The following is an 18,922-nucleotide window of genomic DNA, read 5'->3' as shown; positions in this document are numbered from 1 at the left end:
GCCGACCAGGCCATTTACCAGGAACCGCACGGAGCCTGACATCCGCCGATGCCAGACGATGTGCCAACCTTGACGGGTGACGAAGACGCCCGTTTGCGTGGTCGGCCTGGGCCTGATCGGCGGTTCAGTGATGCGCGCCGCCGCGGCTGCCGACCGGGAGGTCTTCGGCTACAACCGCTCACTGGATTCCGTCCAGGCCGCCAAGGCCGACGGATACGACGCCACCGACGACATCGATGCCGCGCTGTCCCGCGCGGCTGACCGCAACGCGCTGATCGTGCTGGCCGTTCCGGTGCCGGCACTGCCGCTGATGCTTGGGCATGTCCGCGACGCCGCCCCCGAGTGCCCGCTGACCGACGTCACCAGCGTGAAAAGTGCTGTGCTGGAAGAAGTCCGCTCGTTCGGGCTGCTGGACCGCTTCGTCGGCGGCCATCCGATGGCAGGGACCGCGCAGTCCGGTTGGGCCGCGGGCGACGCCCGCCTGTTCGCCGACGCGCCGTGGGTGCTCAGCGTCGACGACCATGTCCGAACCGACGTCTGGGCCGAGGTGATGGCGCTGGCGCTGGACTGCGGCGCTTTCGTCGTCCCGGCCCGCTCCGACGAACACGACGCCGCCGCGGCCACCATCTCACACCTCCCGCACCTACTCGCCGAGGCGCTGGCCGTCACCGCGGGCGAGGCGCCACTGGCGTTCGCGCTGGCGGCAGGATCGTTTCGGGACGGCACCCGGGTGGCGGCCACCGCGCCGGAACTGGTGCGGGCGATGTGTGAGGCCAACGCCGATCAACTGGTGCCGGTGCTGGAGCGCACGCTGGGGCTGCTCAGCCATGCGCGCGACGCGCTGGCGGCGAACCAGCCGTTGAGCGATCTGGTCGACGCGGGGCACGCCGCGCGCGTGCGCTACGACAGCTTCGACCGGCCGGAGATCGTCACGATCGCCATCGGAGAGCAAGGCTGGCGTGAGGAACTGGCCGCCGCGGGCCGCGCGGGCGGGGTGATCAGATCCGCGTTGCCAACCCGGGATAGTCGAGGGGAAAGCCCTCGGCGTCGACGGTGATCGTGGTGTCGGCGACCGGCGTGTGCAGTTTGATCCCGTCGGCGGCGCTGGAGTAGCTGATGACTTCGGCGTCCACCGAGACCTCCGGCAGCCGCACGTACACCACCGGACAAGACACGGAGTCCGAGCGCTGGTGCAGGCCGCTGCGGCGGATCGGTAGCGCGTTGAAGAACGGGCTGAAGATCACGTCGACGTCGAGTGCGCCATCGAAGGCCGAGCGGGTCGTCTGCCCGGTGTGGTCCTGCACCAGCCACATGTTCTCCTCGTCGCGGGCGATCGACAGCTGGCGTTCACGCTCGGCGAGGGTGACGGTCAGCGACAGCCGCTTGGTGGCTCCCGCCTCGTCGGTGATCAGGTTGTAGGAGGCTGAGAACGCCGGGTGCGACGGCGTCGCGGCGGCGACGATGCGGCCGTAGGCCTTGATCCGGTTGCCGGACAGCTGCACCCTGACCGATTCCATGCGGGCCACATCGTGCGACTGCCATGTCAGAATCGCCGGCCATGCGCTCTGGGCTGCGTCGGAACCGCCTGCATCGCTCACCCCTCTACGGTAAGCGACGGGTCCCCTCGTCCGTACCGCGGCTCCGACGGGCCGGTCGCGGTGTCGTGGGCGGGCGTGCGCTGACGGGATTCGAGCGTGACCTCGTCGCCGAGAAAGGGCTGCGGCATGCGGCGCAGTTTCTGCAGCCGCCCGGAACCGGGCACCGACGCCCAAACCGCGAACGCGAGCGCGGCGTCGAGGATCAGCGCCAGCGCGGTGACCATCAACGCGCCCACCAACGCGATGTGGAATTGCCGGATTTTGATGCCGTCGATGAGGTAGCGGCCCAGGCCGCCGAGGCTGGCGTAGGCGGCGACGGTCGCGGTCGCCACGACCTGCAGCGTGGCGGTGCGCAGCCCGCCGAGGATCAGCGGCAGCGCGTTGGGCACCTCGACGCGCAGCAGCACCTGGCGTTCGGTCATGCCCATCGAGCGGGCGGCGTCGACGACCGCGGCGTCGACGTTGGCGATGCCGGCGTAGGTGCCGGCCAGCAGCGGCGGGATGCCCAGCAGCATCAGCGCGACGGTCGGCGGCACCAACCCCAGCCCCCACAGCAGCACCCCGAGCAGCAACACACCTAGCGTCGGCAAGGCCCGCAGCGCGTTGACCCCGGTGACGATGACGAACGTGCCCCGCCCGGTGTGGCCGATGAGCATCCCGACCGGCACGGCGATCAGCGCGGAGAAGAACACCGCGAGCACCGTGTACTCCACGTGCTCGAAGATGCGCGCGGCCAGTCCCGCCGACCCGCCCCAGTTGGCGGCGGTGAAGATGTATGCCAGCGCGTCGGTAAGGAAGGTCATCGGGCTCATCCGGCGACCGCCTTGATGCGGTCGGCGCGGCTGATGCGCGTGGTGCGCGACGCACGTGTCCAAGGCGTCAATGCCCGGCCCGCGAGCATGATCAGGGTGTCGACGATGACCGCCAGCACGAAGATCGCGATGATGCCCGCGACGATCTGGTCGCTCTTGTTGGCCTGGTAGCCCTCGGTGAACCAGGTGCCCAGGCCGCCTATGCCGATCACCGAGCCGACCGACACCATCGAGATGTTGGTGACCGCGATGACGCGAAGGCTGGCGATGAGCACTGGAACCGACAGTGGCAGTTCGACTTTGAGCATCCGGATCAGCGGCCGGTAGCCGACGGCGGTGGCAGCGTCACGCACCGCGTCGGGTACGGCGTCGAGGGCTTCTGGCACCGCGCGCACCAGCAGCGCGAACGTGTAGAGGGTCAGCGCGACGATGACGTTGGCCTCGTCGAGGATCCGGGTCGGAATGACCAACGGCAGCACCACGAACAACGCCAGTGACGGGATGGTGAAGATGATGCTCGCCGTGACGGTCGTCAGCCGCCGCAGATAGGTGGTCCGCTGCACCACCGCGCCCAGCGGTACGGCGATCAACAACCCCAACACGATCGGGATCAGCGACAGCCGCACGTGGATGATCGTCAGCTCCCACGCGGTGTCGAGGTGCGTCAGCAGGTAGTGGATCAGCTACCCCTCTGCTGTTGGAGCGCGGCAAGCACATCGGCGGCCAGCACACCGCCGAGCGGCTTACCGTCGGCGTCGACGGCTACTCCGATGCCCGAGGGTGCCGACAACGCGGCGTCGAGCGCCTGGCGCAGCGAATCCTCGGGGGTGAACAGCGATCCGCCGGCGGTGGTGCTGTCGTAGAGAGGGCTGCCGTTGCGGTGCAGTTCGACCCCGTCGGCGTCGATCCACGCATACGGGGTTCCGTCGTCTTTGGTCACCAGCACCCAGTCGGTCGGGCCGAGGGTGAGCGCATCGATGTCGGCTTCGCCAACGGAGCGGATGTCGTGCAGCGGAAGGCTGCTGGAGTGCCGGAACTGCAGGGCACGGTAACCGCGGTCGGTGCCGATGAACCCGGCGACGAAGTCGTTGGCAGGATTGGACAGCAGCCGCGCGGGCGCGTCGTACTGGTGCAGCACGCCGCCGCGGCCGAACACCGCGATCTTCTCCCCGATCTTGATGGCCTCGTCGATATCGTGGGTGACGAACACGATGGTTTTGTGCAACTCGCTTTGCAGCCGCAGGATTTCAGTTTGCAGCTCCTCTCGGACCACGGGATCCACGGCGCTGAACGGTTCGTCCATCAACAGGATCGGCGGGTCGGCGGCCAGCGCCCGCGCCACCCCGACGCGTTGTTGTTGGCCGCCGGACAGTTGGGCGGGGTAGCGGTTGGCCAGCGCGGGGTCCAGCCCGACGCGTTCGAGGACGTCCAGCGCGGCTTTGCGTGCGGCGCGGCGGGTTTCGCCTTTGAGTACGGGCACCGTCGCGACGTTGTCGACGACGCGTTGGTGCGGCATCAAGCCGGCGCTCTGGATGACGTAGCCGATGCCAAGGCGCAGCTTCACGGGGTCGACGGCGGCAACGTCGTCGCCGTTGACGGTGAGTGTGCCCGAGGTCGGCTCGATCATCCGGTTGATCATCCGCATCGAGGTGGTCTTACCGCAGCCCGACGGCCCGACGAAGACCGCGAGCGTGCCCGTGGGCACCTCCAGAGTGAGCTCGTCGACGGCGAGGGTGCCGTCGGGATATTTCTTGGTGATGTGGTCGAAGACGATCATCCGCTCACCGGCTTGTCGAAGCCGTTGTCCTGAACCCACTTTCGGGCCGCTTCGTCGGGGTCGACGCCGGTGTTTCCGGTGACCGCGCTGTTCATCTCGATCAGTGCTTCGGTGGTCAGCTTGGCCGAGATCGCATCCAGCACCGTCTTGAGCTCGTCGGACTTCTTCTGCGAGCTGACCAACGGCATGACGTTGGCGGCCGGGAAGTTGTTCTTCGGGTCCTCGAGGACCACCAAGTCGTGCTGCGGGATCGCCGGTGACGTGCTGAAGATGTTGGCGGCGGTGACGGTGCCGTCGACCAGCGCGCGCACGGTGGCCGGGCCGCCGCCGTCGTTGATCGAGACGAAGTTGCCCGGCGGGATGTCGAGCCCGTAGTTCTTCTTGAGCCCGGGCAGGCCCTCGGCGCGGTCAAGGAATTCCGACGGCCCGCCGAACTTGACCTCGGCAGCGTGCGGAGCCAGATCGCCGATGGTGGTGAGGTTCCACTTCTCGGCGGTTTCGCGGGTGACGGCGACGGTGTCTTTGTCCTCGGCCTGCGACGGCGGCAGCATCGACAGGTCGCCGGGCAACACCCGCAACAGGGCCAGGACGATCGCGTCGGGTTTCGTCACCGTCGACGTGGGCTCGAAGTAGTTCAGCAGGTTACCGGTGTATTCGGGGATCAGGTCGATGGAGTGGTCCCGGACGGCGGGTACGTAGGTTTCGCGGCTGCCGATGCCGAACTGGCGTGACACCGTGAAGCCGTTGGCCTCCAAGGCTTGGGCGTAGATTTCGGCGAGCACTTTGCTTTCGGTGAAGTCCGCGGAGCCGACGATGATCGTCTTGAGGTCACCGGAGACGGTTCCGCCGCCCAGCGGGTTGGAGCTGCCGCACGCGGCCGTGGTGCTTACCAGCCCGAACAGCAACGCCAGAACGGCCACCCTCCACCTGCCGACGTTGCGCATGCCCAAATCCTCTCGGGTCCTTTCGGCGTAATCGTTCGGCCGACACTATCGACTGGTGGTTTCATTCGCCGCGGGAAAGGGTGAAGATGGAGTCATGACCAGCGATCCCGCGCAGCGGCCGTTACCCGACCCTGCCCAGGAGCCCTCGCGGGGAACTCCGGCAGAAGCTACGGGCACCGCCGGTGAGTACCTCATGCACCCGGAGTCCGCGGTGAAGTTCACCCGGGCCGCGGCGTTGTGGGCGGCGTTGATCACCGGGTTCGTGATTTTGATCGTGCTGCTGGTATTCATCATGCAGAACACCGACACGACCACGATCCACTTTTTCGCATGGGAGTGGAATCTGCCTGTGGGCGTGGCGATCCTGTTGGCCGCGGTGTGCGGCGGGCTGTTGACCGTCGCGATCGGCACCGCGCGCATGGTGCAGTTGCGCCGCGCGGCCAAGAAAAACCTAGGCTCCCGCAGCTAGTTCTGGCGTTTCCCCAGCGAGCTTGCCTTTGGCGAGTGCTTCGCTGCCCAGAAAGACGTCTTCCACGCGCGAATATTGCATCCGCACACCGACACGTTCGCGAGATGTACGTTAACGAGGAAAAGTGCGAGAGGCGGCCGCGCTAACGTACGTTTCGCGGAATGCCTGTGGCAACCCGCCGCGCTTAGGCCAGCGTCTTGAGGCCCTCGGCGATCAGCGGGCCCACCGCCTGGTCCACCTGTTCGGTGTCGTCGGCGACGCCGCCGCCCACGCGGGCCCGGTAGGCGATGCCCGCGGCGATGATCGCCACCTTGAAGCAGCCCAGCGCCATGTAGAAATCCCAATTGTCCAGGGACTGGCCGGAGGCCACCGCATAGCGGTTGGCGAGGTCGTCGACCTCGGGCATAAGCGGTGACGCCCACGCCGAGCTGGCGTGGATGACGTTGAACATCGGGTGGCGGTACACGCACATCAGCGCCGCGTCGCTGAGCGGGTCACCGAGCGTCGACATCTCCCAGTCCAGCACGGCCAGCACCTTGGTGGCGTCGTCGGCGTCGAGCATCGTGTTGTCGATGCGATAGTCGCCGTGCACGATCGAGCTGCGGCTCTGTGGCGGAATCGCCCCGGCGAGCGCGCTGTGCAGGCGGCGCACGTCGGCGTCGCACGGGTCGTCGTCGCGGCGCACGAGTTCCCACTGGCCGCCCCAGCGCCGCACCTGGCGTTCGAGATATCCGCTGGGCCTGCCGAAATCGCCGAGCCCGACCGCCTCGGGGTCCACTGAGTGCAGGTCGGCGAGCACCTTGATCAGCGCGTCGACGCAGTCGCTGATCGCGGCCTGGTCGCCGAGCTGCTCGAGTTCGTCGGCGTAACGCACCACTCGGCCCTCGACGTACTCGACCATCTGAAACGGTGCGCCGGAAACGGCGTCGTCGTTGCGCATCGTCACCGCACGCGCCACCGGAACCGGGGTGTCGGCCAGCGCGGCGACCACGCGGTACTCGCGGGCCATATCGTGCGCCGACGGGGTCAGACCGTGCAGCGGCGGCCGTCGCAGCACCCACTGTGACGCGTCGTCGCGGACCAGAAACGTCAGGTTGGAGCGGCCGCCGGCGATCAACTCGGCGCGCAGCTCACCTGCGCGCGGTATGCCGACCGAACGCAGATGGCGGTCGAGGGCCTGCAGGTCGAGCCCCTCCGGGGAAGTAGTCACGGCATGTGTCTACCACCTGCCTGGATGGGCGGTTCGCGCGAGCGCTCACCACCGAAGATTCCGCGGCAGCAGATCCCATACGTGTTCGGTGCCGTTGACCGACGCCACGTACAGCGGGCCCCCGCGCGAGGACAGCAGCCGGGTGACGCCCGCGTAGTCGACGTTGACGCACAGCACCCTCTCGGTACGCAGGATGGTGTGCAGCAGCCCGTTGATCACGCCGCCGTGGCTGAACACCGCGACGGTGTCCTCGTGGTTGCCCGCGGCCACCACGTCGCGGACGGCCTCGTTGACGCGGGCCAGGAACGCGCCCTCGTCCACGCTGCTGGGCAGGTGTCCGCTGGCCAGCCGGGCCAACTCCTCGGGATACTCGGCGGCGATCTGCTCGATCGGGATGTAGTGGGCCAGGTCCCGGTCATATTCGGCCAGCCGGGCATCGATCTCGATCGGCAGCCCCAGCGCGTCAGCGACCGGTTGCGCGGTTTGGTGCGCGCGGCGCTGCGGGCTGCTGATCAGCCGGGTGATCGGGAACCGCGCGAGCGCATCGGGTAGCCGCGCCGCCTGTTTGACGCCTTCCTCGGACAGGTCGGGGTCCGAGCCCTGGCCCGGCTCACTGCGATGCGGCAACGCATGCCGGATGAGTAACAACTGCACCGTGACACCATATGGTCATGACTTCTCGGGGGTACGCCGACGAACTTTTCGATTTGACCGATCGGGTGGTGTTGGTCACCGGGGGCAGCCGGGGCCTCGGCCGCGAGATGGCCTTCGCCGCCGCGCAGTGCGGCGCCGACGTCATCATCGCCAGCCGCAAGTACGACGCGTGTGTGGCCACCGCCTCCGAGATCGCCGAAGCAACCGGGCGCAGGGCGTTCCCGTATCAGGTGCACGTCGGGCGCTGGGACGAGCTCGACGGGCTGGTCGACGCGTCCTATGAGCAGTTCGGCAAAGTCGACGTGCTGATCAACAACGCGGGCATGTCACCGCTGTACGAATCGCTGACCTCGGTCACCGAGAAACTGTTCGACTCGGTGCTCAACCTCAACCTCAAGGGCCCGTTCCGGCTGTCCGCTCTGGTCGGCGAACGGATGGTTGCCGACGGCGGCGGGTCGATCATCAACGTCAGCTCCAGCGGGTCACGCCGTCCGCAGCCGGCGCAATTGCCGTATTCGGCCGCCAAAGCCGGGCTCAACGCGCTGACCGAGGGTCTCGCGCTGGCCTATGGACCGACGTTGCGAGTCAACACGTTGATGCCGGGCCCGTTCCTCACCGACATCAGCAAGGCCTGGGACATCCCCGCGACGACCAAGGGGGCACAGCACTTCGCGTTGAAGCGACTCGGCAACCCGCCCGAAATCATCGGCGCCGCTTTGTTTTTGATGTCCGACGCGTCGAGCTACACGTCGGGCTCGATCATCCGCGTCGACGGCGGCATTCCTTAGGGCGTGACGATGTCGAACGCCGGGTCGGGCCGGTCCACCGCGGCGATCAGCGATTCCAGCGCCGCGGTGTCGCCCGTCACCTCCAGACCCGGGGAGTCGTTGTCGCCGACGGCAAGTGCCAGCAGCCGCAGCTTGTTGGCGAGCGCGACGGTGGCCTGCGCGGTGGCCGGATCAGCAGGTACCTCGCGGTGCACCAGCACCCCGTTGCGCAACGTCAACCGGTAGTTCGTGCCGGCGTCGAGGAACGTCACGTCGATGGCGATATCGAAATCCCATGCGCGAGGACCGTTTACATTGAGCGCAAGGCTGTCGAAGATCTGCTCGGGCGTCAGCTGCCCCAACAGGGTCGGGGAGGTCGGTTGGGTGGCGGTGCCGAAGTTACCGTCGCGAAGCTCGGTGGCACCGGACAGAAAGAAGTTGCGCCACACGGCGTTCTCCGCGCCGTAGGCCAACTGTTCCAGCGTGTCCGCGTACAGTAAACGGGCGGCGCGGCGGTTCTCGTCGGTGAACATAATGTGATCAAGAAGCGTTGCCGCCCAGCGGTAGTCACCGTCATCGAAGGCGGCCGTGGCGAGTTCGACGACGCGGTCAACCCCGCCCATCGCCTCTACGTAGCGGGGTCCGATCGCCTCGGGCGGATGCGGCCACAGCCGGCCGGGGTTGCCGTCGAACCAGCCCATGTAGCGCTGGTAGACGGCCTTGACGTTGTGGCTGACCGAACCGTAGTAGCCGTGGGTGTGCCAGGCCTTGTGCAGCACGGGCGGCAGTTGGAACTGCTCGGCGATTTCCACGCCGGTGTGGCCCTGGTTGATCAGCCGCAGCGTCTGGTCGTGCAGATAGGCGTACAGATCGCGTTGCACCGAAAGGTATTCCACGATGCGGTCGTGTCCCCACGTCGGCCAGTGGTGCGACGCGAACACCACGTCGGTGCGGTCGGCGAACGCGTCGATCGCCTCGGTGAGATAGCCGGCCCACACGTGCGGGTCGCGCACCAGCGCCCCGCGCAAGGTCAACAGGTTGTGCAAATTGTGGGTGGCGTTCTCGGCCATGCACAGCGCGCGGTAGCGGGGGAAGTAGAAGTGCATCTCGGCGGGCGCCTCGGTGCCGGGCGCCATCTGGAACTCGATCTCGACGCCGTCGACGGTGTGGGTCTCGCCAGTGCGGGTGATGTCGACGGTCGGCACGATCAGCGCCACCTCACCGGTCGAAGTGCGTTGGCCCAGTCCGCATCCGACCTGGCCTTGAACGCCGATCGGCAGTTGGGTGCCGTACATGTAGGTGGCGCGCCGCGCCATCGCCGTTCCGGCGTAGACGTTTTCCTGCACGGCGTGTTCGGTGAAGTGTTCGGGCGCGATGACCGCGACCTTGCCGGCGTCGACGTCGGCCTGGGTGGTGACGCCGAGCACGCCGCCGAAGTGGTCGACGTGGCTGTGGGTATAAATAACAGCGCTGACGGCACGATTTCCGCGGTGCTCCCGATACAGTGCCAGCGCGGCGGCCGCGGTTTCGGTGCTGATCAACGGGTCGATGACGATGACGCCGGTGTCGCCCTCGATGAAGCTGATGTTGGACAGGTCGAATCCGCGGACCTGGTAGATACCCTCGACGACCTCATACAGCCCTTGTTTGGCGCACAGTTGGCTTTGCCGCCACAGGCTGGGATGCACCGACGTCGGCGCGTCACCGCCCAGAAACGCATAGGCGTCGTTATCCCACACGACGGTGCCGTCGGCCGCCGTGATCACACACGGGCTCAGCGCCGCGAGGAACCCGCGGTCGGCATTGTCGAAATCCGCGGTGTCGTCGAAGGGCAGGTCGTTGAAGTGTTGCCGGTGGGCGGATTCGATGACGGCGGTCGGCGGTTTCTGTTCCATGTCGACACAATATGCACCCGGTGGATGGTTCACTGCACCAATGGACATACGCCGAGTGGTGACTGGACATGATGCAGCTGGGAAGTCGGTATTCGTCAGCGACGATACGGTCCAGCCCGTCCGTCCGACGTTGATGCCGGGGGCCGAGTTTCACCAGTTGTGGGGTGGCGACAAGGCACCGGAGTTTCCTGGCGATGGCTCGATGCCGCAGTGGCACAGCTACTTTCCGCCCATCGGCGGCTTCCGGTTCGCAATGCTCACGCTGCCGCCGTCGCTCGGCGCGGAAGCCCAGCCGCTGGATATCGAGAAGGGGTTGGCGGAGATGGAAGACGTGCTGCCGGGGATGCTCGGCTACATGGATCCCTCGGATCCCGGCATGCACACCACCGACACCATCGACTTCGAGGTGGTACTGGAGGGCACCGTCGTCCTCGAACTCGACGACGGCGCCGAGGTGACCTTACGTCCGGGCGATACCGTCGTACAGAACGGCACGCGGCATCGTTGGAAGAACCCCGGCGACACTCCCGCGCGGATGGCGGTGTTCATCTGCGGCGCGTCGCACGCCAACGTGACGCGCTAGAAACGGTGTTCGGCCAGCCAGCGGTCGGCGCGTCGCCTGGACGCCCGCGACAGCCAGGCATCCTGGATGAGCTCGGTCAGTTCGACGCGTCCGATCTCCCGTAACCGGCTGGCGCGCACCAAGACTGAGAGGTGCCCGTCGAAGCGGTCGGTGGTGAAGAACGGTGAGTTCGGGTCCTGGATCAACGCCATCTTGTCGGCCTCGGACTCGACCCAGATCATGATGACGTCGGTGTAGCGTTCGCCGGTGTCGGGGTCCTCAGCGTGGGGTTGGGGCGTGCGGAAGAATGCGAACGACTTTGCCGCCGACCTGGTAGATCGGGTTGCCCTTCGGTCCCTCGACGCGGGTCGTGTGCGGCATGCGCGACGCGATCTCGTGGACGTCGGCGATGCGGGCGGGCCGGTCACGCATGACGGTCGAGGGTGTGCAACAGCACGTCGGACAGTGCGCCGTTGGCGACCCGCGCGGTCATGTAGGTGCAGAACGGTTGTCGTCGGCGGTCGGTGGGTGAACCCGGATTCAGCAGGCGCAGACCGGTTTTCGCGGTGGTGTCCCAGGGGATGTGGCTGTGGCCGAACACCAGCACGTCGGTGTCCGGGTACTGCCGTGCCATCCTGGCTTCGCGGCCGGTCGCGGCGCCGGTCTCGTGCACGACGGTGAAGCGCAGCCCGCCGAGGTTGGCGTCGGCGCGTTCGGGAAGGCGACGGCGCAATTCGGCGTCGTCGTTGTTGCCCCAGCACGCGACCAGACGCTTGGCCCGTTTCTCGAGCTTGTCGAGCAGCGAGACGTCCACCCAGTCGCCCGCGTGCACCACGACGTCGGCCTTCGACACTTCGTCCCACACCCCCTCGGGCAGATCGCGGGCCCGCTTGGGAACATGGGTATCTGCGATCAGCAGGAGCCGCACGCCTCCAAGTTAGACGATCCGCAGCACCGCGCCGATCGCCAGCCCGACGACCAGCAGCGCGCCGGCCAACCGGACATGCACCCAAGCGAGCGCGGCGTACCACAGCGGCCACACCGGGAAGTTGGGCGGCGGTTCGTCGGGCGGCGGGCGCCGGAAGTATGGCCACAGCTTGACCAGCCGCGGCAGCGCGAGCAGGACCAGCAGCGCCGGCCACGGCATCGCACCGACGGCCGCGGCGACGGCGACCAGAACGTAAAAGCCCACCAGCATTGCGAGGGTCGCGGTGCGGGCGCGGGGTGCGCCGAGCATGACGGGCAGGGTGCGGATGCCGCGGGGTTCGTCGTAGGGGATCTTGTCGATGTGTTTACCCATCAGCACGGTCGTGCACAGCAGGCCGTACGGGATGGAGGCCAGCACGATGTCGGATCCGACGGAGCCGACGGCCGAGTAGTAGGTGCCGCACACCATCAGCGGGCCCCATACGATCAGCACGTCGGGTTCGCCGAGCCCACGCTTCTTGAGCCGCAGCGGCGGCGCGGTGTAGGCGACGGACAGCACGAAGCCGGCGAGCCCGAACGCCAGCACCGGCCATCCGCGCGCCCAGGTGAGCACGACGAGGATCGCCAGGTCGGCGACGTTCACCGCAAGGATCGACAGCACCAGGGTGCGCTTGCTGACCAGCCCGGACAGCACCGGATGGGGTGCGTACAACGCCCGCGGATAGGTGGCCTCGTCGAGCCCGGTGCTGGTGTCGTAGAGGTCGTTCATCAAGTTGTTGGCGATGTGGGCCAGCACGATTCCGACGACGGCGAGGGTGAGCCAGCGCCAGTCCAGGCCCGGCTGCCCGATGGCCAGCAACGCCGCGACCAGGCCGGCGAACAGCGTCATCGGCAAAACGGCCGCGCGGGTGACCACCAGCCAGCGGGTGACGAAATCGATGCGCCCGTCCGGCGGCGGGTTGGTGGTGCGCAGCGCGTACATCCAGGAACTCAGCCGCGAACGCGATCTGACCTCGGCCATTTAAGGATCGTAGGCGGGTGATGACGCCGAGCGGAGCCTAATGGGAACCGATCAGCGAGCCTTCGACCGGTAGTGGTCGGTTCGGGCGAAGCTGATTATCGAGCCGCTGGCCGGTGAGCACTGTGAGGGCCTGGAATGATCGTCGATTCCTACCGCTAGATCGTGCCCCGGGCCGGTTGGTGAGGCCGCCTATAGCGCTGATGGGGTGTCGTGCTTCGAGCACTGATCCATTAGGTTGCCGCCGGGTGTCCTTCGGCTCGAACAGGTTTCACCCATACCGAGCAGGAGGTGATTTGGATGATATTCGTTGGAGACGACTGGGCCGAGGACCATCACGACGTCCATGTGATGGACTCCGACGGTGCCAGGCTGGCCTCGCGTCGGCTCCCGGAGGGGCTCGCCGGCATTCGCGGGTTTCACGAACTGGTGGCCGCCCACGCCGAGGAACCCACCCAGGTGGTGATCGGTATCGAAACCGACCGCGGGCTGTGGGTCGAAGCGCTCGCCGCGGCAGGCTACGAGGTGTTCGCCGTCAATCCGCTCGCGGTGGCCCGCTACCGCGACCGCCACCAGGTCTCGGGCGCGAAATCTGATGCCGCCGATGCCAAACTGCTCGCCGATCTGGTGCGCACTGACCGGCACAACCACCGCCCGATCGCCGGGGACACCCCGGGACGTCGAGGCGATCAAGGTCCTGGCGCGGGCGCATCAGAACTTGATCTGGAGCCGTAACCGGAACACCAACGCGCTGCGCAGTGCGTTGCGGGAGTACTACCCTGCGGCGTTGGAGGCCTTCGACGATCTTTCCGGCCGTGACGCGCTGGCCATCCTGGGTCGCGCCCCCACCGCGGCCGACGCCGCTCGACTGAGTGTCTCCAAGATCCGATCGGCACTCAAAGCTGCTGGGCGACAACGCAACCTCGACGCCAAGGCCCTCGAGATTCAGGCGGCGTTACGCGTCGAGCAACTCGCCGCCCCGGCCGCGGTCACTGCCGCGTTCGGGGCCACCACCCGCGCCGCGGTCGGGATCATCACCGAGTTGAACCACCAGATCGCCGATCTCGAAGCTGAGCTGGCGACACATTTTGAGACACACCCGGACGCCGACATCTACCTCTCCCTGCCAGGACTTGGTGTCATCCTCGGCGCCCGGGTGCTCGGTGAGTTCGGGGATGACCCGAACCGATACACCACCGCCAAGTCTCGCAAAAACTACGCCGGAACCTCACCGTTGACCATCGCGTCGGGCAAGAAACGTGCCGTGCTGGCCCGTCACGTCCGCAACCGTCGCCTCTACGACGCGATCTACCAATGGGCCTTCTGTGCCCTGACCAACAGCCCCGGCGCCCGCGCCTTCTACGACCAGCACCGCGCCGCCGGCGACCTGCACCACCAAGCGCTACGGGCCCTGGGCAACCGCCTCGTCGGCATCCTGCACGGCTGCCTGCGCCACCACACCGCCTACAGCGAACACAAAGCCTGGTCCCACCGCCAGACCGCCCCAGACAGCGAGGCTGCTTGACAACTTACGGTCCTGGGATGTCTAGCGGCGAGATTGCGCTCAGGGTCGTGATGAGGCCCAACAGCCCTGGCTGCAATCTCGCGCATAGGGCTGCGATCGCGGTGTAGAGAAGAGCGCGCCCGAAGGGATTCGAACCCCTAACCTTCTGATCCGTAGTCAGATGCTCTATCCGTTGAGCTACGGGCGCATGTGTTCAGTTATCGGCCGACAAGTCGACCGTCGCGGAGGCGAGAGGATTTGAACCTCCGGTCGCCTTTGAGGGCGACAACTCATTAGCAGTGAGCCCCATTCGGCCGCTCTGGCACGCCTCCTGACGTTTACCGCCGATCCGACAGAGTACACAGCCGTGCTAGCGGGAGGCAAAGCGCAGGTGGGTGCCCCATAGACTGGTCCGGTGCCCGCCCGTCTCCGCCCCGAGCTTGCCGATCTTCCCGCCTACACACCCGGCAGGACGGTGCCCGGCGCGATCAAGATCGCCAGCAACGAGACGGTGCACGGCCCGCTGCCCAGCGTGCGCGAGGCCATCGCGAAGGCGACCGACTCGATCAACCGCTATCCCGACAACGGCTACGTCGCACTCAAGGAACGCCTGGCCGAGCACGTTTGTTTCACCCCCGAGCACATCTCCGTGGGCTGCGGGTCGGTGAGCCTGTGCCAGCAGTTGATCCAGATCACCGCGACCGTCGGCGACGAGGTGCTCTACGGCTGGCGCAGCTTCGAGATCTATCCCCTGCAGGTCCGCACCGCCGGCGCCACCCCGGTGCAGGTGCCGTTGACCGACCACACCTACGACCTCGACGCGATGCTGGCCGCAATCACCGACCGCACCCGGCTGATCTTCGTGTGCAACCCGAACAACCCGACCAGCACGGTCGTCGACCCCGACAAGCTGGCCCGCTTCGTCGCCGCGGTGCCACCGCACATCCTGGTCGCCATCGACGAGGCCTACGTCGAGTACATCCGCGACCCGCTGGTGCCCGACAGCTTCGGGCTGGTCCGCGCACATCCCAACGTCGTTGTGCTGCGGACGTTTTCGAAGGCCTACGGGCTGGCGGGGCTGCGCATCGGTTATGCGGTCGGCGACCCGGACATCATCACCGCGCTGGGCAAGGTCTACGTGCCGTTCACCGCGACCAGCGTTTCGCAGGCCGCGGCCATCGCATCGCTGGACGCCGCCGATGAGCTGCTGGCCCGCACCGACGCCGTCGTCGCTGAACGCGCCCGGGTGACGCAGGCACTGCTTGACGCCGGCTACGAGGTGCCGCCGTCGCAGGCCAACTTCGTCTGGTTGCCGCTGCCCGGCCGCGCCCCGGAGTTCGCCGCGGCTTCCGCCGACAACCGCATCATCGTCCGCCCCTACGGCGACGACGGCGTGCGTGTCACCGTCGCCTCCGCGCAGGAGAACGACGCGTTCCTGGGGTTCGCCCGGCGTTGGATGCAGGTCTAGCCCGGGCGTCTGCCGGTGAACGCGATCAACCGGTCCAATGCGGGTGCATCGGCAGGTACATCGAGCGCTTCGTCGAAGCCGGCCCTGGTGCGGCCTTGCGGGGTGATCGTTTTTTGCGCCAGGCCCAGCACGTAGTCCGACAGCGACTCCGGCGCGGTCACCTCGCGGCCGACGGCCGTAGCGAAATCCCAGGCGTGGACCAGGAATTCAAGCGACAGTATGCCCGCCATCGTCTTCGCCGGCACATCGTTGGTACCGAACGGCACAGTGCCTTCCAGCCCGCGATGCTGCCACGCATCCAGGGTCGGCCGGGCGACTCGCACGACCTGCTCCTCCACCGAGTCGTCGCGGTTGCGCTCGGGGAACTTCGCACCGGCCGCGGCGCCGATCATGGTGATCGAGTTCAGCAGGTGGTCGGTCAGCGCGGCGACGTCGAACTCCCGGCACGGCGTCTGCTTGTGCAGGTCATCGGCGGCGATACCGTGCAGCACGTGCTGCAACACCGCGAACGTCTTCTCGGCGCTGCGCAGCTCATCAGTGGGCGGAGAATCCGGTCCTGGGCGCAGGTCCTCGGGCATGTGTTCCACGCTACGTCGCGTGTGCGCATATCGTTGCGCAGATGAAGACGCATGTGCGGTTGGCGGGCGCGGCGCTGATCCTGGTTGCCGTGACGACGGCATGTCAACGCACCACCGAAGGCACCGTCGCGCAGACCACCGAACCCGGTCCGCCCATCACCACCACCACCCGCCCGCCGACGACCGGACTGCCCGGCCTGCCTGGCGTTCCGATCCCCCAGTTCCCGCTGCCGGGCCGCAACACCGACATCCCGGAGGTGCCACCGCCGCCGAACGCGCTCAACATGACGTGCGAGGAGTTCAACGGTCTCGATGAGGCCACCCGGCTGGCGGTGATCCGCGAGATCCTCGAGCAGAAGAACAACCCGCTGGGCCCCGACGGCGAGGCGATCGGCCAGATCCTCGCCGAAGCCGCCTGTCAGTTCCTGCCCTCGGCGACGGTCAACGATGTCCTGCTGGGCGGCGGCCCGCCGTAACAGGGTCTTCGCGAGTCGCTAGCCTTCTGGCCATGGCCGAAACATACGAATCCGTCACCGTCGACATCGAGGACCACGTCGCGAGGGTGACGCTGATCGGTCCCGGCAAGGGCAACGCCATGGGGCCGGCGTTCTGGGCGGAGATGCCGGAGGTGTTCGCCGAGCTCGACGCCGACCGCGACGTGCGAGCGATCGTGCTGACCGGATCGGGGAAGAACTTCAGCTACGGGCTCGACGTGCCCGCCATGGGCGGCACGCTTTCCGGGGTGCTGACCGACGGGACGTCGGCCAGGCCGCGCGCGGACTTCCACGCCACGGTGCTGCGGATGCAGGGCTCGATCAGCGCCGTCGCGGACTGCCGCACGCCGACGATCGCCTCCGTGCACGGCTGGTGCATCGGGGGCGGTGTGGATCTGGTCTCGGCCGTCGACATCCGCTACGCCAGCGCCGACGCCAAATTCTCGGTGCGCGAGATCAAGCTGGCGATGGTGGCCGACGTCGGCAGCCTGGCCCGGCTTCCGTTGATCCTCAACGACGGCCACTTGCGCGAACTGGCCCTGACGGGCAAGGACATCGACGCGGCGCGTGCCGAGAAGATCGGTCTGGTCAACGACGTCTACGACGACGCCGAGGCATCGCTGGCCGCCGCGCATGCGACCGCCGCCGAGATCGCAGGCAATCCGCCGTTGACCGTCGCGGGGATCAAGGACGTGCTGGATCAGCAGCGCATCGCCCGCGTCTCGGAAAGCCTGCGCTACGTGGCGGCGTGGAATTCGGCGTTCCTGCCGTCGAAGGATCTGACCGAGGGCATCAGCGCGACGTTCGAGAAGCGCAAGCCGAACTTCACTGGCGAATAGTCAGGCTCTGGGACGGGGCATCCAGCCGAGTTCTGCCTTGGCCTTGGCGTTGGACAGCGGCAGCCAAGTGTCGGCAAAGGCGGCCCGACCGTAGGGCGCGATCAAGCCGAACAGCCGCGGGGAGATCGGCAGCGGCCGCGGTCGACGTAGCCCGGCCGCCATTTCGCGCACATAGTCGCCGAAGGACTGCGGCCGGTCGTCGACGACGTTGTAGATCTGCCCGCCCCGGCCCTTGTCTACGGCATTGGCGGTCGCCGCGACGACATCGTCGATGTGGATCCACGACACGACGCCCGTCCCGGTGACCGCCGGCATCAGCCACCACTTCACCAACCGGGTGAACATCTGCGTGTGCGGCACATCGGGTCCGTAGAACACCCCGTAGCGCAACACGATTCCCTCGGTGTCGCTGTTCTCAGAGGACGTCAACACCACCTGTTCCATGCCGCGCAGCGCGTTGAGCATGTCGGCACCACCTGGCGGCGGCGGGCCGGGATACGGATCGGTCTCGTCCATCAGCGCCGGCCCCGTCGAACCGTAGCCGTATGCGAAGATCACCGACTCGGCCACCACACGTCGCACACCGGCGCGTTGCGCGGCGCGCACCAGATTCGGTGCGCCGCTGCCCCATAGCGTCCTGGCCGGCTCGAAGTCCTTGACCCGCATGGGCCCTCGCTTCGGCAGCGTGGTCAGCAGGCTGATCACCACGTCGGGCCGGATGTCGGCGACCACCGCGTCGGTCTCGGCCGCATCGAACACGTCGCACACCACCGGTTGAGCGCCCGTCGAGGCGATCTCGGCCGTCTTGGCCGGCGACCGGGTCATGCCGACGACGTCGTGGCCACGGGCGCCCAGTTCACGCAGCAGCGGAAGTCCCGGCACGCTCGTAGCGCCTGCGACCAACACGCGCATCAGTTCGCCCGCTCGCCGATGATGCTGGCGCGCAGGGCGATCGCCAGGATCACCGTGGTGGCCGCCAGGCCGCCGGCCTCCAGCCATCCGATCCAGTCGCCCGCGCCGTGGTGCGGGTCGACGATGTGGCTGATGGTGTGCAGCACCCAGTGCACCGTCGCGAACGCCAGCGCGGGAACCCGCCACGACCGCCAGCGCAGCGCCGCCAACAACATCAGACCCTGCGGGATTTCAAACGTCGCGTTGTCGAAGATGTAATGGTCGTTGCGCACGCCGAAGTTGCCGAGCGTGTCGAAAAAAACGCCGGGGGCGACGAGCATGAACAACCCGATGGCCAGCGCATACACCCCGAATACCACGAGGGTGACCTCGACGAACCCGGCTCTTGTGCGCGTCGGTGTCGTTGTCATACGGTCACGCTAATCCTCGGACCCGCCGAACGTGGGTTACCCGCACGTGTTCGGGCGGCTAAGCGTGACAAGACCCCACACTCG

Annotated in this window: 20 protein-coding genes, 2 tRNA genes and 2 pseudogenes; 8 read left to right on the top strand and 16 right to left on the bottom strand. The window is 67.3% G+C overall.

Going from position 1 to position 18,922, the window contains the following annotated elements; translation table 11 throughout:
- Positions 1-76 precede the first annotated feature (76 nt).
- Positions 77-1,057, top strand: coding sequence for a prephenate dehydrogenase (locus ABQF13_RS06105; RefSeq protein ID WP_448391817.1), 981 nt, complete (start codon positions 77-79; stop codon positions 1,055-1,057).
- On the opposite strand, the gene ABQF13_RS06100 is transcribed toward ABQF13_RS06105, so the two are convergent.
- From ABQF13_RS06100 to ABQF13_RS06080, 5 genes are read right to left on the bottom strand one after another with little or no spacing between them, the layout of a single operon-like run.
- Positions 999-1,598 (bottom strand): putative glycolipid-binding domain-containing protein, encoded by a 600-nt coding sequence (locus ABQF13_RS06100; RefSeq protein WP_448391816.1) that lies wholly within the window; start codon positions 1,596-1,598, stop codon positions 999-1,001. The two genes, ABQF13_RS06105 and ABQF13_RS06100, sit on opposite strands and share 59 nt — an antisense overlap.
- Complete coding sequence (locus tag ABQF13_RS06095; protein ID WP_448392033.1) at positions 1,595-2,401, bottom strand: ABC transporter permease; 807 nt, start codon at positions 2,399-2,401, stop codon at positions 1,595-1,597. The genes ABQF13_RS06100 and ABQF13_RS06095 overlap by 4 nt, the downstream gene beginning before the upstream one ends.
- 5 nt (positions 2,402-2,406) lie before the next feature.
- Positions 2,407-3,090, bottom strand: a complete 684-nt coding sequence (locus ABQF13_RS06090; RefSeq protein ID WP_448392032.1) for an ABC transporter permease — start codon at positions 3,088-3,090, stop codon at positions 2,407-2,409.
- Positions 3,090-4,187, bottom strand: coding sequence for an ABC transporter ATP-binding protein (locus tag ABQF13_RS06085; RefSeq protein WP_448391815.1), 1,098 nt, complete (start codon positions 4,185-4,187; stop codon positions 3,090-3,092). The genes ABQF13_RS06090 and ABQF13_RS06085 overlap by 1 nt, the downstream gene beginning before the upstream one ends.
- Entirely contained in the window at positions 4,184-5,131 is a 948-nt protein-coding gene (locus ABQF13_RS06080) for an ABC transporter substrate-binding protein (RefSeq protein ID WP_448391814.1), read from the bottom strand. Before ABQF13_RS06080 ends, ABQF13_RS06085 begins: the two co-directional genes overlap by 4 nt.
- 94 nt (positions 5,132-5,225) lie before the next feature.
- On the opposite strand from ABQF13_RS06080, the gene ABQF13_RS06075 reads away from it, so the two are divergent.
- Positions 5,226-5,600 (top strand): LapA family protein, encoded by a 375-nt coding sequence (locus ABQF13_RS06075; protein WP_448391813.1) that lies wholly within the window; start codon positions 5,226-5,228, stop codon positions 5,598-5,600.
- A gap of 184 nt (positions 5,601-5,784) precedes the next feature.
- Here the strand turns inward: ABQF13_RS06075 and ABQF13_RS06070 are convergent, their stop codons facing one another.
- A complete protein-coding gene (locus ABQF13_RS06070; protein WP_448391812.1) occupies positions 5,785-6,810 on the bottom strand; it encodes a phosphotransferase family protein in 1,026 nt (341 codons plus the stop codon).
- Positions 6,811-6,855: 45 nt separating this feature from the next.
- Positions 6,856-7,464 (bottom strand): histidine phosphatase family protein, encoded by a 609-nt coding sequence (locus ABQF13_RS06065; protein ID WP_448391811.1) that lies wholly within the window; start codon positions 7,462-7,464, stop codon positions 6,856-6,858.
- Between the two features lie 17 nt (positions 7,465-7,481).
- Here ABQF13_RS06065 and ABQF13_RS06060 point away from each other — a divergent pair, with 17 nt between their 5' ends.
- A complete protein-coding gene (locus ABQF13_RS06060) occupies positions 7,482-8,252 on the top strand; it encodes an SDR family NAD(P)-dependent oxidoreductase (protein ID WP_448391810.1) in 771 nt (256 codons plus the stop codon).
- On the opposite strand, the gene ABQF13_RS06055 is transcribed toward ABQF13_RS06060, so the two are convergent.
- The gene (locus ABQF13_RS06055; RefSeq protein WP_448391809.1) at positions 8,249-10,126 is read right to left on the bottom strand and encodes an alkyl/aryl-sulfatase; all 1,878 of its coding nucleotides are present in this window, start codon (positions 10,124-10,126) and stop codon (positions 8,249-8,251) included. The two genes, ABQF13_RS06060 and ABQF13_RS06055, sit on opposite strands and share 4 nt — an antisense overlap.
- Positions 10,127-10,184: 58 nt before the next feature.
- Here ABQF13_RS06055 and ABQF13_RS06050 point away from each other — a divergent pair, with 58 nt between their 5' ends.
- Positions 10,185-10,709: a cupin domain-containing protein gene (locus ABQF13_RS06050; protein WP_448391808.1), complete on the top strand. Its 525-nt coding sequence runs from the start codon at positions 10,185-10,187 to the stop codon at positions 10,707-10,709.
- On the opposite strand, the pseudogene ABQF13_RS06045 reads toward ABQF13_RS06050, so the two are convergent.
- The 3 genes and pseudogenes from ABQF13_RS06045 to ABQF13_RS06035 all read right to left on the bottom strand — a co-directional run bounded on the left by ABQF13_RS06045 (position 10,706) and on the right by ABQF13_RS06035 (position 12,636).
- Positions 10,706-11,120, bottom strand: a pseudogene (locus ABQF13_RS06045) (hypothetical protein). The gene ABQF13_RS06050 and the pseudogene ABQF13_RS06045 overlap by 4 nt on opposite strands.
- Positions 11,113-11,616, bottom strand: a complete 504-nt coding sequence (locus ABQF13_RS06040) for a metallophosphoesterase family protein (RefSeq protein ID WP_448391807.1) — start codon at positions 11,614-11,616, stop codon at positions 11,113-11,115. Before ABQF13_RS06040 ends, ABQF13_RS06045 begins: the two are co-directional and overlap by 8 nt.
- 9 nt (positions 11,617-11,625) lie before the next feature.
- Positions 11,626-12,636 (bottom strand): prenyltransferase, encoded by a 1,011-nt coding sequence (locus tag ABQF13_RS06035; RefSeq protein ID WP_448391806.1) that lies wholly within the window; start codon positions 12,634-12,636, stop codon positions 11,626-11,628.
- Positions 12,637-12,933: 297 nt separating this feature from the next.
- On the opposite strand from ABQF13_RS06035, the pseudogene ABQF13_RS06030 reads away from it, so the two are divergent.
- Positions 12,934-14,158: pseudogene (locus ABQF13_RS06030) on the top strand (IS110 family transposase).
- Positions 14,159-14,272: 114 nt separating this feature from the next.
- Here the strand turns inward: ABQF13_RS06030 and ABQF13_RS06025 are convergent.
- Positions 14,273-14,345, bottom strand: a tRNA-Arg gene (locus ABQF13_RS06025).
- 35 nt (positions 14,346-14,380) lie between these two features.
- A tRNA-Ser gene (locus tag ABQF13_RS06020) sits at positions 14,381-14,469 on the bottom strand.
- A gap of 83 nt (positions 14,470-14,552) precedes the next feature.
- On the opposite strand from ABQF13_RS06020, the gene hisC reads away from it, so the two are divergent.
- Positions 14,553-15,605, top strand: a complete 1,053-nt coding sequence (hisC, locus tag ABQF13_RS06015; RefSeq protein ID WP_448391805.1) for a histidinol-phosphate transaminase — start codon at positions 14,553-14,555, stop codon at positions 15,603-15,605.
- Here hisC and ABQF13_RS06010 read toward each other — a convergent pair.
- Entirely contained in the window at positions 15,602-16,183 is a 582-nt protein-coding gene (locus ABQF13_RS06010) for a TIGR03086 family metal-binding protein (RefSeq protein WP_448391804.1), read from the bottom strand. The genes hisC and ABQF13_RS06010 overlap by 4 nt on opposite strands.
- 41 nt (positions 16,184-16,224) lie before the next feature.
- Here ABQF13_RS06010 and ABQF13_RS06005 point away from each other — a divergent pair, with 41 nt between their 5' ends.
- Complete coding sequence (locus ABQF13_RS06005) at positions 16,225-16,659, top strand: hypothetical protein (protein ID WP_448391803.1); 435 nt, start codon at positions 16,225-16,227, stop codon at positions 16,657-16,659.
- Positions 16,660-16,691: 32 nt separating this feature from the next.
- Positions 16,692-17,516, top strand: a complete 825-nt coding sequence (locus ABQF13_RS06000) for a crotonase/enoyl-CoA hydratase family protein (protein WP_448391802.1) — start codon at positions 16,692-16,694, stop codon at positions 17,514-17,516.
- Here the strand turns inward: ABQF13_RS06000 and ABQF13_RS05995 are convergent, their stop codons facing one another.
- Positions 17,517-18,428 (bottom strand): NAD-dependent epimerase/dehydratase family protein, encoded by a 912-nt coding sequence (locus tag ABQF13_RS05995; protein WP_448391801.1) that lies wholly within the window; start codon positions 18,426-18,428, stop codon positions 17,517-17,519. It lies immediately after the preceding gene.
- Positions 18,428-18,838: a hypothetical protein gene (locus tag ABQF13_RS05990; protein ID WP_448391800.1), complete on the bottom strand. Its 411-nt coding sequence runs from the start codon at positions 18,836-18,838 to the stop codon at positions 18,428-18,430. The genes ABQF13_RS05995 and ABQF13_RS05990 overlap by 1 nt, the downstream gene beginning before the upstream one ends.
- Positions 18,839-18,922 lie beyond the last annotated feature (84 nt).

The sequence above is a fragment of the Mycolicibacterium sp. XJ879 genome (genome assembly GCF_053483935.1).
This window is presented reverse-complemented; position numbering and strand designations above follow the sequence as displayed.

Coding starts and splice junctions, on each gene's coding strand:
- ABQF13_RS06095 (WP_448392033.1), bottom strand. CDS start 2,401: ATGACCTTCCTTACCGACGCGCTGGCATACATCTTCACCGCCGCCAAC.
- ABQF13_RS06085 (WP_448391815.1), bottom strand. CDS start 4,187: ATGATCGTCTTCGACCACATCACCAAGAAATATCCCGACGGCACCCTC.
- ABQF13_RS06080 (WP_448391814.1), bottom strand. CDS start 5,131: ATGCGCAACGTCGGCAGGTGGAGGGTGGCCGTTCTGGCGTTGCTGTTC.
- ABQF13_RS06075 (WP_448391813.1), top strand. CDS start 5,226: ATGACCAGCGATCCCGCGCAGCGGCCGTTACCCGACCCTGCCCAGGAG.
- ABQF13_RS06060 (WP_448391810.1), top strand. CDS start 7,482: ATGACTTCTCGGGGGTACGCCGACGAACTTTTCGATTTGACCGATCGG.
- ABQF13_RS06055 (WP_448391809.1), bottom strand. CDS start 10,126: ATGGAACAGAAACCGCCGACCGCCGTCATCGAATCCGCCCACCGGCAA.
- ABQF13_RS06035 (WP_448391806.1), bottom strand. CDS start 12,636: ATGGCCGAGGTCAGATCGCGTTCGCGGCTGAGTTCCTGGATGTACGCG.
- ABQF13_RS06010 (WP_448391804.1), bottom strand. CDS start 16,183: ATGCCCGAGGACCTGCGCCCAGGACCGGATTCTCCGCCCACTGATGAG.
- ABQF13_RS06005 (WP_448391803.1), top strand. CDS start 16,225: ATGAAGACGCATGTGCGGTTGGCGGGCGCGGCGCTGATCCTGGTTGCC.
- ABQF13_RS06000 (WP_448391802.1), top strand. CDS start 16,692: ATGGCCGAAACATACGAATCCGTCACCGTCGACATCGAGGACCACGTC.
- ABQF13_RS05995 (WP_448391801.1), bottom strand. CDS start 18,428: ATGCGCGTGTTGGTCGCAGGCGCTACGAGCGTGCCGGGACTTCCGCTG.
- ABQF13_RS05990 (WP_448391800.1), bottom strand. CDS start 18,838: ATGACAACGACACCGACGCGCACAAGAGCCGGGTTCGTCGAGGTCACC.